General features: G+C 72.5%; 12 protein-coding genes and 1 riboswitch. Of the genes, 6 read left to right on the top strand and 6 right to left on the bottom strand.

Annotated features, from left to right (window positions below):
- Positions 1–68 precede the first annotated feature (68 nt).
- Positions 69–1,571, top strand: coding sequence for a phytoene desaturase family protein (locus tag RKD20_RS32505; RefSeq protein ID WP_424880812.1), 1,503 nt, complete (start codon positions 69–71; stop codon positions 1,569–1,571).
- Positions 1,572–1,587: 16 nt separating this feature from the next.
- Here RKD20_RS32505 and RKD20_RS32500 read toward each other — a convergent pair whose 3' ends face one another.
- The 6 genes from RKD20_RS32500 to RKD20_RS32475 form a co-directional block, all read right to left on the bottom strand.
- The gene (locus RKD20_RS32500) at positions 1,588–2,565 is read right to left on the bottom strand and encodes a hypothetical protein (protein WP_424880811.1); all 978 of its coding nucleotides are present in this window, start codon (positions 2,563–2,565) and stop codon (positions 1,588–1,590) included.
- A gap of 56 nt (positions 2,566–2,621) precedes the next feature.
- On the bottom strand, positions 2,622–3,545 hold the full coding sequence (gene metF, locus RKD20_RS32495) for a methylenetetrahydrofolate reductase [NAD(P)H] (RefSeq protein ID WP_424880810.1): 924 nt from the start codon (positions 3,543–3,545) through the stop codon (positions 2,622–2,624).
- Positions 3,546–3,668: 123 nt separating this feature from the next.
- Positions 3,669–4,319: a thiamine phosphate synthase gene (gene thiE / locus RKD20_RS32490; protein WP_424880809.1), complete on the bottom strand. Its 651-nt coding sequence runs from the start codon at positions 4,317–4,319 to the stop codon at positions 3,669–3,671.
- A 94-nt stretch (positions 4,320–4,413) separates the two neighbouring features.
- A complete protein-coding gene (locus RKD20_RS32485) occupies positions 4,414–4,785 on the bottom strand; it encodes an Rv2175c family DNA-binding protein (RefSeq protein ID WP_031059430.1) in 372 nt (123 codons plus the stop codon).
- Positions 4,786–5,498: 713 nt separating this feature from the next.
- Positions 5,499–6,713 carry an NAD(P)/FAD-dependent oxidoreductase gene (locus tag RKD20_RS32480; protein ID WP_424880808.1) on the bottom strand — a complete coding sequence of 405 codons (1,215 nt, stop codon included), beginning with the start codon at positions 6,711–6,713 and terminating at the stop codon, positions 5,499–5,501.
- Positions 6,714–6,745: 32 nt separating this feature from the next.
- Positions 6,746–7,096: a hypothetical protein gene (locus tag RKD20_RS32475; protein ID WP_424880807.1), complete on the bottom strand. Its 351-nt coding sequence runs from the start codon at positions 7,094–7,096 to the stop codon at positions 6,746–6,748.
- Positions 7,097–7,148: 52 nt separating this feature from the next.
- Positions 7,149–7,261, top strand: a riboswitch (TPP riboswitch).
- Between RKD20_RS32475 and thiO the strand changes: the two genes are divergently transcribed.
- The 5 genes from thiO to RKD20_RS32450 all read left to right on the top strand — a co-directional run bounded on the left by thiO (position 7,259) and on the right by RKD20_RS32450 (position 12,447).
- Positions 7,259–8,416: a glycine oxidase ThiO gene (gene thiO, locus RKD20_RS32470; protein WP_424880806.1), complete on the top strand. Its 1,158-nt coding sequence runs from the start codon at positions 7,259–7,261 to the stop codon at positions 8,414–8,416. It overlaps the preceding riboswitch by 3 nt.
- Positions 8,413–8,613 (top strand): sulfur carrier protein ThiS, encoded by a 201-nt coding sequence (gene thiS, locus RKD20_RS32465; RefSeq protein WP_020119880.1) that lies wholly within the window; start codon positions 8,413–8,415, stop codon positions 8,611–8,613. The genes thiO and thiS overlap by 4 nt, the downstream gene beginning before the upstream one ends.
- Before the next feature lie 3 nt (positions 8,614–8,616).
- On the top strand, positions 8,617–9,411 hold the full coding sequence (locus RKD20_RS32460; RefSeq protein WP_424880805.1) for a thiazole synthase: 795 nt from the start codon (positions 8,617–8,619) through the stop codon (positions 9,409–9,411).
- A gap of 118 nt (positions 9,412–9,529) precedes the next feature.
- On the top strand, positions 9,530–11,467 hold the full coding sequence (gene pknB, locus RKD20_RS32455) for a Stk1 family PASTA domain-containing Ser/Thr kinase (RefSeq protein WP_424880804.1): 1,938 nt from the start codon (positions 9,530–9,532) through the stop codon (positions 11,465–11,467).
- A gap of 116 nt (positions 11,468–11,583) precedes the next feature.
- Positions 11,584–12,447, top strand: coding sequence for a deoxyribonuclease IV (locus tag RKD20_RS32450; protein WP_424880803.1), 864 nt, complete (start codon positions 11,584–11,586; stop codon positions 12,445–12,447).
- Positions 12,448–12,457: the final 10 nt, after the last annotated feature.

Below are 12,457 nucleotides of genomic sequence, written 5' to 3'. Positions count from 1 at the left end.
GGCCGGAGAGGGTCCCTCCGTGACGGCCCGCGGCCGGAGTGTCAGTGGCGGCCGATAAAGTCGCAGGCATGGCACGGATTGCGGTGATCGGCGCCGGGATGGGCGCGATGGCGGCCGCTGCCCGGCTGGCCGTCGCGGGCCACCGGGTGGCGGTGTACGAGCGTACGGACACGTACGGCGGGGCGGTGCGCCGCCTCGAGCGGGACGGGTTCGCCTTCGACACCGGGCCGGGGCTGCTCACGCTCCCCGCGGTCTACCGCGACCTGTTCATCAAGACCGGCAAGGAGCCGCTGGAGTCCCTGGTCGAACTGGTCCAGGTCGACCCGTCGTCACGGCACGTCTTCACGGACGGCACCGAGGTGTCCCTGCCGAACGCCTCGCGCGCGGGAGTGGTCGCCGCGCTGGACGAGGCGCTCGGCGAGGGCGCAGGCGCCCGCTGGGGCGACTTCCTCATCCGGGCCCGCGAGGCCTGGGACCGCACGCGCAGGCCGCTCCTGGAGGAGCCCCTGTGGCCCAACTGGCAGGTGCTGATGCGCGAGCCCTACCCGGCGGTGCCGCACAAGCGGCTGCTGCGCACCCGGCGGGCCTGCACCCTGGCCGAGATCGGCGCCTGGGAGCTGCGGGACCCCCGCCTCGCGGCCCTGCTGTACGGCCACGCGCTCGCGTACGGCGTCGACCCCGGCACCGCGCCGGCGAGCGCGGCCGTCCTGCCGTACATGGAGCATGCCTTCGGCACCTGGTATGTCCGGGGCGGCATGCGGGAGTTGGGGCGGGCGGTGTACGAGCGGTGCGTCCGGCGCAAGGTCGAGTTCCACTTCGGCGCGGAGGTGACGGGCGGCCTGGAGAAGGACGGTCGCGCGGCGGGCCTGGAGCTTTCCGACGGGACCGTCGTGGAGGCGGACACCGTCGTCGGCACCGGACCCTGGCGACTGCGCGGGCTCGTACCGGGCCGTGAGCTCTATGGCGCGAAGGACGTTCCTCCCGACGCCGAGGACCTGCACCCCGGCCGGGTCGTCGTGTGCCTCGCCCTGCGCGGTGCGCCGGAGCCGGACGCCGCGCACCGCACGGTGGTGTACGGCCCCGATCCGGAAGGCGAGTTGGACCTGTTCGCGCACGGAGAGATGCCGGACCCCACGGTCCGGATCGACCGGCCGGACGACCCCGCCCTGCGCCCCGACGCGGACCACGAGTCCGTGGTGCTGACGGCGACCGTGCCCAGCGGACTCGGGCACGACTGGGCCACGCCGGCCGTCGTCGAGAGCTTCGCGGACCGGATGGTCGCCGCCGCCGAGCGGGCGGTTCCGGGCCTGCGCGAGCGGATTCTCTGGCGCGAGGTGCGGACGCCGGTGCACACCGAGCGCGAGACGGGGGCCGCGGGCGGCGCCGTCCCCCCGCCCTCACTGGCCGGCGGCGAAGGCACCCTGCACCCTTCCAACAGCACTGCGGTACCTGGCCTGTTCACGGCCGGCGGCTGGTCGCACCCCGGCGGCGGCCTCGCCCACGCGGGCATGTCGGGCGCGCTGGTGGCCGGACTGATCGTGGAGGGACCGGAGTTCCGCGGTTCTCAGTGAGGGGAGCCGTCCGGCGTCAGAAGCGGTACTGCTCGTCGTACCCCTGGCCCTGGTTCTGCTGCCCCTGGCCGCCGTTGTCGGGGTAGTAGCCCTGCTCGGGGGGGAGTTCGCCGCCGTAGGACTCGTCGGTGCGCTGCTGCGGCACCCACACGCCGCCGGACGGGGTCTCGCCGCCGTACGTCCCGCCGTACTGGTCGTAGCCCTGCTGGACGAACTGCTGCTGGCCGCCGTAGGAGGTGTCGTACGACCCCGCGCCATAGGTCTGGGTGCCGATGTACGGGTCGGAGTAGGCGGCGTACTGCTGCTGTCCGGCCTGGTCGTAGCCGTACTGCTGCTGGTCGTAACCGGTGTAGCCGTCGTAGCCGTAGGTCTGGTCGGCGGCGGCCGTCGCGTACTGGTCCTGGTTCTGGCCCGCGGCCGCGTAGGACTGGTCGCCGGTGTAGGAGGCGTCGTTGTACACGCCGTAGGAGCCGGTGTCGTCGGGCAGGGGCTGCGGCTCGTAGACGGCGGTGGTCTCGGCGGCCGTGGGGGCGGCGGAGCGGGCGGGCGTGAAGACGTCGTCGCGGTCGTACTCGTCGTCGTGGCCGTAACCGGCGCCGGCCGGGCGGCCCTGGTCGTATCCGCGCTCGTCGCCGTAGGCCGCCTCGCCCGTCTCCGGGTCGGAGACCTCAAGGCCGGGCTCCTCGTGGCCGCGCTCCCGGCGGCCCTTCTTGCCGCCGGTCAGACCGCCCAGCGCGGCCGGCGGGTTGACCGCCCAGCCCTGCTCGAAGCCGCGACGGAACGACAGGGTGACGTAGGTCTGGCCGACCGCGAAGGCGATCGCGCCCAGGCCGATGACGATCACCGACGGGATCAGCACGCCGAGGACCACGCCGAGGAAGCCGACGAAGGCGAGCAGCCGCCAGCGCAGCCGCGCCTTGTACTGCAGCAGCACCTCGCCGAGCAGCCACAGCGCGACGAATCCGAACGCGATGTAGAGGACCGTCCAGCCCATGTACGCCCCTCTCCCAGTGACCGCTACGCAGTGTGTCGTATATCCGTGCGGCCGGTCTAGGCCTGCGGTCGATGGTGCAGACCCAGGTTTTCGTAGATTTCCAGCGTCGCCGTGGAGTTGTTGAGCGTGATGAAGTGCAGTCCGGGCACTCCCTCGGACAGCAGCCGTGCGCAGAACTCCGTGGCGAACTCGATTCCGATTGAGCGTACAGCGACCGGATCGTCCTTTGCTGTGAGGATCCGCTCTTTCAGGACGGAGGGGATGCTCGCGTTGCTGAGTTGCGGCAGTCGCTCCAGCATCCGCACGCTGGTCACAGGCATGACCTCGGGAATGACGGGGGTCTCGCAGCTCGCCGCGTGGACTCGGTCACGCAGCCGCAGATAGGACTCCGGCTGGAAGAACATCTGGGTGATGGCGTAGTCCGCGCCGGCGCGGCACTTGTCGACGAAGCGGGCGACGTCGGCGTCCCAGTCGGCGGAGCGCGGGTGCATCTCCGGGAAGGCCGCGACGCCGACGCAGAAGTCGCCCGACTCCTTGATGAGCCGGACGAGTTCGGCGGCGTAGGTCAGGCCCTGCGGGTGCGCCACCCACTCGGCCATCGGGTCGCCGGGCGGGTCGCCGCGTACGGCCAGGATGTTGCGGATCCCGGCGTCGGCGTACTGGCCGATGATGTTGCGCAGCTCCGCGACGGAGTGGTTGACCGCGGTGAGATGGGCGACCGGGGTCAGGGTGGTGTCCGCGACGATCTGCTGGGTCTCCTTGACGGTGCCCGCGCGGGTGGAGCCGCCGGCGCCGTAAGTGACGGAGACGAAGTCCGGGGCGACCGCCTCGACCCTCCTGAGTGCGCTCCACAGGTTCCGCTCACCCTTGGGGGTCTTCGGCGCCGAGAACTCGAAGGAGTACGTCGTCTTGCCCGCGGCGAGCATGTCACGCACGGTGCGTGCGCGGTCAGTCCTGGTGGATGCGGTTCCTAGGGCCATACCGGCAGGTTAGCCAGGGGGCGGCGGTCACCCAACCGGATCGGGGAAATTTGCCCGTTTTGTCGACTTGTTGTCCACCCCTCGGACACCGGGCCGATCATGCGACCGGTCACCATCGACCGGTCACTGCGTGTCACGCAACCGCTTCGCGAACTCCGCGGCGGCCGCGCCCGGATCGTCCGACTCGGTGATCGCCCGGACGACGACGACCCGACGGGCGCCGGCCTCCAGTACCTCGTCGAGGTTGCCGAGGTCGATGCCGCCGATAGCGAACCAGGGGCGGTCGGTGCCGAGTGCGGCGGTGTACCGGACCAGGTCGAGGCCGGGAGCGTGCCGGCCGGGCTTGGTGGGGGTCGGCCAGCAGGGGCCGGTGCAGAAGTAGTCCACGCCGTCCTGCACGGCGGCCGCGGCGGCCTCCGCCTCGGCGTGCGTGGAACGGCCTATGAGGACGTCCTCGCCGAGGATCGCGCGGGCGGCGGGGACGGGCAGGTCGCCCTGACCCAGGTGCAGTACGTCGGCCCCGGCCGCGCTGGCGACATCGGCCCGGTCGTTGACCGCGAGCAGCTTGCCGTGCCGCGCGCAGGCGTCGGCGAAGACCTGGAGGTGCTCCAGTTCCTCGGCCGCCTCCATGCCCTTGTCCCGCAGCTGGACGATGTCGACGCCGCCGGCCAGGACCGCGTCCAGGAACTCGGCGAGGTCGCCCTGTCGCCCGCGGGCGTCCGTGCACAGGTAGACACGGGCGTCGGCGAGCTGGGCGCGGGCGGTGTCGGGCATGCGTGAGTCTCCCCCGGGTTCGGTGGCGTACGGGCCGTGCCGGACCGTGGCCGTGGCCCCGGCGGTCACGGCCCGTACGCCGGTGTGGTTCGGATCAGACGGCGAGCGCCTGGGCCCGGCGCTTCACCTCCGTGCCGCGATTCTCGCTCAGGGCCTGCGCGGGGGTGCCGGGCAGGCTCTCGTCGGGCGTGAAGAGCCACTCCAGCATCTCTTCGTCGGTGAAGCCGTCGTCCCTCAGGAGCGTCAAGGTCCCGGCCAGGCCCTTGACGACCTTCTGCTCGGCCCCGTCGATGAAGGCGGCGGGGACGTGCAGCGCGCGGTTCTCACCACGGCGTACGGCGATGAGCTGGCCGTCCTTGACCAGCTGCCGCACACGCGTCACCTCGACATCGAGGATCTCTGCGATGTCGGGGAGGGTGAGCCAGGCGGGGACGAGAGCATCGATCTTTGCGTCAATCTCGGTCACGGGATTAAGCGTGCCATCCCGCACTGACAGTCGGAAGCCGGGGCGCCTCCGGCGGGGGAACGGGGGGCGCGAATGGCCGGGGATCGACTCCGGCGAACCACGCCGGGTCTCGGTGACCCGGTACCACCCGACTCCGCCTCACAGGCCGCGGCGAGCCGCCCGAAAACGCCACAGCGCAGGCCGCCAGCCAGCCGACCCGAGCCTCCACCATGCAGGGTCACGACTGCCCGCCCGAGCCCCCACCGGGGCCAGCCGCCCCGAGACTCCGCCGCGCAGGGTCACGGCCGGCCGCCCGAGCCCCCACCGCGCGGTCCCGCAACCAACTGACCCGAGACCCGACCGAGCAGGCCCGCAACCGACCGCCCCGAGACTCCGCCGCGCAGGGTCACGGCTGGCCGCCCGAGCCCCCACCGCGCGGTCCCGCAACCAACTGACCCGAGACCCGACCGAGCAGGCCCGCAACCGACCGCCCCGAGACCCCGTCGTGCAGGGTCACGGCTGGCCGCCCGAGCCCCCTCGCCCAGTCCCGCAACCAACCGCCCGAGACCTCACCGCGCAGGCCCGCAACCAACCGCCCCGAGGCCCCACCGCGCAAGGTCACGGCTACCCGCCCGAGCCCCCACCGCCCAGCCCCGCAACCAACCGCCCCAAGACTCCACCATGCAGGGCCGCAGCTGCCCGCCCGAGCTCCCCGAGACGCGCCCGGCCCTCGCCTACGCCGTCGCCGCCTTCAGGGGCCTCGCCGGGTCCACCAGCAGTTCCGGGTCCATCTCCGTGCCCGCCTCGATCAGGCGGCGGCCCTGGGCCAGGTCGCGGGGCCGGCCCACCGCCAGGAGGGCGACCAGGCGGTTCTCGCGCAGCCAGCACACCGTCCAGGCCGGACCGGAGGGCTCGCCACGCCACAGGGTCGTGTCGGCGGAGGCGTGGTGGCCGATGTACTGGACGAAGCGGCCGAACTGCTCGGACCAGAAGTACGGGACCGGGTCGTAGACCGTGGGCGTCTCTCCCAGGATGTCGGCGGCCACCGTGCGGGGTGCCTGGAGGGCGTTGTCCCAGTGGTGCACCAGCAGGCGCTCGCCGTACCGCCCCGAGGGGAAGGAGGCGCAGTCGCCGACCGCGTAGACGTCCGGCACGGAGGTGCGCAGGCGCTCGTCGGCGACGACCTCGCGGTGGGCGCCGAGTTCGATGCCGGAACCGGCGAGCCAGGCCGTGGCGGGCCGGGCACCGATGCCGACCACGACCGCGTCCGCGGCGATCCGGGAGCCGTCGTCCAGGACGACCGCGCCGGGTTCGACGCGCTCCACGCGCGCGTGTGTGCGCAACACGGCACCCGCGTCGGCGTACCAGGACGTCATCGGCGCGGCCACCTCGGCGGGCAGGGCGCCCGCGAGCGGCCGGTCGGCGGCTTCCACGACCGTCACCGCGCAGCCCGCCTCGCGCGCGGCGGTGGCGAACTCGGCGCCGATCCAGCCCGCCCCGACGATCACGACGTCGTGCTGCCGGGCGAGCACGGGCCGCAGCCGCTCGGCGTCGTCCAGGGTGCGCAGCAGATGCACCCCGGGCACGCCCTCCGTGCCGGGCAGCCGGATCGGCTCGGCGCCGGTGGCAAGGACCAGGACGTCGTACGGGAAGGCACCGTCCTCGGTGTCCAGCTCGTGCGCCTCGGGGCGTACGCCCAGCACCTCGCGGCCGAGGAGCAGTTCGATGCCGAGGGCCTCGAAGTCCACGTCGAAGGCGGAACCCTCGGCCTTGCCCAGCAGCACGGCCTTGGAGAGCGGCGGACGGTCGTACGGCTGGTGGGGCTCCGCGCCGATCAGCGTGACGGTTCCGCTGAAGCCCTGTTCGCGCAGGGCGACCGCGGTCTGCACCCCGGCCATGCCCGCGCCGACCACGACCACCCGCCGCTGCGCCTGCGTCCGCTCGCTCATTTGATCACCATAGTCAGCTGACAATCAGTCAGTCAGGAGTCGTGCGCAGTGACCTGCTCCACAATGCTCGTGCCGCTGCCCGGCTGCGACTCCCACTCCCAGGTCTCCTCCAGCCGCACCCGGCCGTCGGGGAGTTCCACGACCGTCGAGACGCAGTGCCCGGAAGATGTCGTTCCGTCGTGCTTGAGCTGCACGTAACGGAAGTCGAGCCGGTCCCCCGCGCGCGTGCCGACCAGATGTCCGCGTACCACGTCACCGCCCGCGTACTCGGCCCAGATCTCCCCGCCCTGCTCGTGGTAGCTGAACCGGGTCCGTGTACCCACCTGACCTGGGGCCTGGTCGGCGACAGGGGCGAGAACGAGACCGTCGAGCGAGCGTGCCACGAAAAGAGGCTCCCTTACTGAGACGTACGGCGTCGGGCTAGGGTGGCCAACGTAGAGCACTCGCGGGAGCCCGGACGCACCGGGCTGAGAGGGAGGCTGGGCGGCCTCCGACCGTACGAACCTGATCCGGGTCATGCCGGCGAAGGGAGGGGCTGGACGCCCATGTCCTCACGTACGTCAGACGTCCTCGTCGTCGGGGGCGGCATCATCGGCCTGGTCACGGCCTGGCGGGCCGCGCAGCGCGGTCTCACCACGGCCGTCGTGGACCCCGAACCGGGCGGCGGGGCCGCCCGGGTGGCCGCCGGGATGCTGGCCGCGGTCACCGAGCTGCACTACGGCGAGCAGACCCTGCTGGGCCTGAACCTCGCCTCCGCCCACCGCTATCCCGCTTTCGCGGCCGAACTCACCGAGCTGACCGGACAGGACCTCGGCTACCGCCGCTGCGGCACGCTCGCCGTCGCCCTGGACGCCGACGACCGCGCCCACCTTCGCGAACTGCACGCGCTGCAGCGGCAGTCGGGGCTGGAGTCGGAGTGGCTGTCCGGCCGGGAGTGCCGGCGCCTGGAGCCGATGCTCGCGCCGGGGGTGCGGGGCGGGCTGCGGGTGGACGGCGACCACCAGATCGATCCGCGCCGCCTCACGCGCGCGTTGCTGGCCGCGTGCGAGCGGGCGGGCGTGGTGTTCCACCGCACGTGGGCACAGCGTCTGTGTGTCGTACGGGACCGGGCCGTTGGGGTCGCCACCACGGACGGCGAGGAACTGGGCGCCGACCAGGTGGTGCTCGCCGCCGGAAGCCTCAGCGGCCGCCTGGAAGGGGTCCCGCAGGCCCTCCTGCCTCCCGTACGGCCCGTGAAGGGGCAGGTGCTGCGGCTGACCGTGCCGCCGCGCCACGCGCCCTTCCTGAGCCGTACCGTGCGGGCCGTCGTGCGCGGCAGCCACGTCTACCTGGTGCCGCGTGAGAGCGGCGAACTGGTGATCGGCGCGACCAGCGAGGAGCTGGGCTGGGACACCACGGTGACCGCGGGCGGGGTGTACGAGCTGCTGCGGGACGCGCACGAACTGGTCCCCGGCATCACCGAGCTGCCGCTGACGGAGACCCGCGCGGGACTGCGCCCGGGCTCCCCGGACAACGCCCCGCTGCTCGGCCCGACGGAACTGCCCGGCCTTCTGCTGGCCACCGGGCACTACCGCAACGGCGTGCTGCTGACGCCGGTCACCGGGGACGCGCTGGCACATGCCCTGACGACCGGTGAACTGCCGGAGGTGGCCCGCCCGTTCACTCCGAGGCGGTTCCTGGAGTCCGTGGAGCAGCCGGCATGAACATCTCCGTCAACGGGGAGCCGCGCCAGTTCGCTCCCGGCACGGCTCTCGACACCGTGGTGCGGGCGCTGACGCCGGCGCCCTCCGGGGTGGCCGCCGCGCTCAACGAGACCGTCGTCCCGCGCGCGCAGTGGCCCTCGACGTCCCTCGCCGAGGGAGACCGCGTGGAAGTCCTCACCGCCGTCCAAGGAGGCTGACCCATGGCCGACGATCCCTTCGTCATCGGCGGTACGTCCTTCTCGTCCCGGCTGATCATGGGCACCGGCGGAGCGCCCAGCCTGGACGTGCTGGAGCGGGCGCTCGTCGCCTCCGGCACCGAGCTCACGACGGTGGCGATGCGCCGCGTCAACCCCTCGGTGCACGGCTCGGTGCTGTCCGTACTGGAGAAGCTCGGCATCCGGGTGCTCCCGAACACGGCGGGCTGTTTCACCGCCGGGGAGGCCGTCCTGACGGCCCGCCTCGCGCGCGAGGCGCTCGGCACCGACCTGGTCAAGCTGGAGGTCATCGCCGACGAGCGCACCCTTCTGCCGGATCCCATAGAGCTCCTGGACGCGGCCGAGACCCTGGTGGACGACGGTTTCACGGTGCTGCCGTACACGAACGACGACCCCGTGCTGGCCCGAAAGCTGGAGGACGTGGGCTGCGCGGCGATCATGCCGCTCGGCTCCCCGATCGGCTCGGGCCTCGGCATCCGCAACCCGCACAACTTCCAGCTGATCGTCGAGCACGCGCGCGTGCCGGTGATCCTGGACGCCGGGGCGGGCACGGCCTCGGACGCGGCCCTGGCGATGGAACTGGGGTGCGCGGGTGTGATGCTCGCCTCGGCGGTGACGCGGGCACAGGAGCCGGAACTGATGGCGCACGCGATGCGGCACGCGGTGGAGGCGGGACGGCTGGCGTACCGGGCGGGGCGCATCCCGCGGCGGCATTTCGCCGAGGCCTCGTCCCCGGTGGAGGGCAGGGCCGTACTGGACCCGGAACGCCCCGCGTTCTGAACGCACGTTCGATCCGGGACACGGGCAGGTGCGACCTCCGTCACAGGTCAGCTGCAGTACGGCCGCCAAAACCGCCGAAGCGGATGGACTGTCGGCGGCGGCTCGTAGACTCGCCTGCGTGGATACGACCCTTCAGGACCCGCTGGTCGGGCAGGTGCTCGACGGCCGCTATCGCGTGGACGCGCGCATCGCGGTGGGCGGGATGGCCACGGTCTACCGGGCCCTGGACACCCGTCTGGACCGCGTGCTCGCGCTCAAGGTGATGCACCCCGCGCTCGCGGCGGACGGGACCTTCGTCGAGCGGTTCATCCGGGAGGCCAAGTCCGTCGCCCGGCTCTCCCACCCCAACGTCGTGCAGGTCTTCGACCAGGGCACCGACGGGTCGTACGTCTACCTCGCCATGGAGTACGTCGCCGGCTGCACCCTGCGTGACGTGCTGCGCGAGCGCGGGGCGCTGCAGCCGCGCGCCGCCCTGGACATCCTGGAGCCGGTGCTCGCCGCGCTCGGTGCCGCGCACCGCGCCGGTTTCGTGCACCGGGACATGAAGCCGGAGAACGTCCTGATCGGGGACGACGGCCGGGTCAAGGTCGCCGACTTCGGTCTCGTGCGGTCCGTGAACACCGTGACCAGCACCACCGGAGCCGTTCTCGGCACCGTGTCCTATCTCTCGCCCGAGCAGATCGACCAGCCCGGCACCGCGGACGCCCGCGTCGACGTGTACGCGTGCGGGGTCGTCCTGTACGAGATGCTGACCGGCAGCCAGCCGCACGAAGGCGAATCCCCCGCGATAGTCCTCTACAAGCACCTCCACGAGGACGTCCCGCCCCCCTCGGCCGTGGTCCCGGGGCTGCCGTACGAACTGGACGAGCTGGTCACGTCGGCGACCGCCCGCACCCCGGACCTGCGTCCGTACGACGCCGTGGCCCTGCTCGCGCAGACCCGCGAGGCCCGCGGCAGACTGAGCGCCGACCAGCTGGACGCGGTGCCGCCGCAGGCGCTCGCCACGGAGTACGGGGGCGCCGAGAACCGTACGAGCGTGATCCCGCGCTCGCTGACGGTGCCGCGCCTGCTGCCGGTCAACGAGGACGAGCCCCAGCCGGGGTACCACCGCACCAGCGTCCTGCAGAGCCCCCCGCTCCCGCCGTCCCGCCGTGACCGCTCCTCCGGCGGTCGCCGGCGCGGCCCGCTCCTGATCGTCGCCGCGGTCCTGCTGGCCCTCGGGCTCGGGGGAGGCGTCTGGTACATCAACTCCGGCCAGTTCACCCAGGTCCCGGCCCTCCTGACGAAGACCGAGGCACAGGCCCGGGACCGGCTGGACGAGGCAGGTCTGGAGACCGGCAAGGTCACGTACGCCTACAGCGACACCGTGAAGCGCGGCACCGTCATCAGCACGGACCCGGGGGTCGGCAGCCGGATTCGGAACCACGACTCCGTGTCGCTCACCCTCTCCAAGGGCCCGCAGACGGTGAAGGTGCCCGACGTGGACGGGTGGGTGCTGGGCAAGGCGCGAGCCCGGCTGAAGGCGGAGGGACTGGAGCCGGGCATGGCCACCCGGGAGTTCAGCGACGACGTCCCGAAGGGGTTCGTGATCGGCACCGACCCCGAGAGCGGCACCACGCTGCGCGCCGGCTCGGCCGTCGCGTTCACCGTCAGCAAGGGCGCCCCGGTCGACGTCCCGGACGTCACCGGCGAGGACCTGGCCGACGCCAAGGCCGACCTGGCGGAGGCCGGCCTGAAGGTCGAGGTCGCCACCGCCCGGGTCAACTCCGAGTACGACGCGGGCCAGGTCGCCAAGCAGACCCCGACCCCCGACAGCCAGGCGGCCGAGGGCGACACCGTCACGCTGACGGTCTCCAAGGGCCCGGTGATGGTCGAGGTCCCGGACGTCACGGGCGACAGCGTGGACGACGCCAAGGCCGAACTGGAGGACGCGGGCTTCCAGGTCGACGAGGACCGCGGCCTGCTGGGCCTGTTCGGCGACACCGTCAAGAAGCAGTCGGTGAAGGGCGGGGACACGGCGCCCAAGGGTTCGACGATCACGATCACGATCCGCTGAGCGCGGGGAACTGCGCGACCAGCCCCCACCGGCCCGCACCCGCACGAAAACGGCCCACCGGGGCACACGCCTGGGGCGCCTCGCACAGGCGCCGCAGGCAATGGCACCCTTGACCGGTGACAACTCAGCGCAACCCCGTCGGCGGCCACGTCCCCGTGGCCGGCGGTCTCCACACGGTGGGCCTGTCGTACGCCCAGGACCTCGATGCCGAGACCGTGCAGGTCTTCGTCGCCAACCCACGCGGCTGGGCCACTCCCGTCGGAAACCCCCGCCAGGACGAGGCGTTCCGCGAGACCTGCGCGGAACGGTCGATCCCGGCGTACGTGCACGCCCCGTACCTGATCAACTTCGGCTCGCACACCGAGGCGACGGTGGAGAAGTCGGCCGATTCGCTCCGGCACTCCCTGAGGCGCGGGCGCGAGATCGGCGCGCTCGGTGTCGTCGTGCACACGGGCAGCGCGACCGGCGGCCGGGACCGATCCGTGGCCCTGAAGCAGGTCCGCGAGCACCTGCTTCCCCTCCTCGACGAACTCACGCACGACGACGACCCGTACCTGCTCCTGGAGTCGACCGCCGGCCAGGGTGCCTCGCTCTGTTCCCGCACCTGGGACTTCGGCCCGTACTTCGAGGCCCTGGACGCCCATCCGAAGCTGGGCGTCTGCCTGGACACCTGCCACATCTTCGCCGCCGGCCACGACCTGACCGGCCCCTCCGGCATGCACCAGACGCTCGACCTGCTGGTGGACACGGTCGGCGAGGGCCGCCTGAAGCTGATCCACGCCAACGACTCCAAGGACGTCGTCGGCGCCCACAAGGACCGCCACGAGAACATCGGCTCCGGCCATATCGGCGAGGACCCGTTCCGCGCCCTGATGACCCACCCCGCCACCGAGGGCGTCCCCCTGATCATCGAGACCCCCGGCGGCAAGGAGGGGCACGCGGCGGACGTGGAGCGACTGAAGAAACTGCGCGACTGCTAGAAAATCCCGT

Origin of the sequence: Streptomyces sp. SLBN-8D4, from assembly GCF_049739545.1 — a bacterium.
Taxonomy (GTDB): domain Bacteria; phylum Actinomycetota; class Actinomycetes; order Streptomycetales; family Streptomycetaceae; genus Streptomyces; species Streptomyces canus_C.
This window is presented reverse-complemented; position numbering and strand designations above follow the sequence as displayed.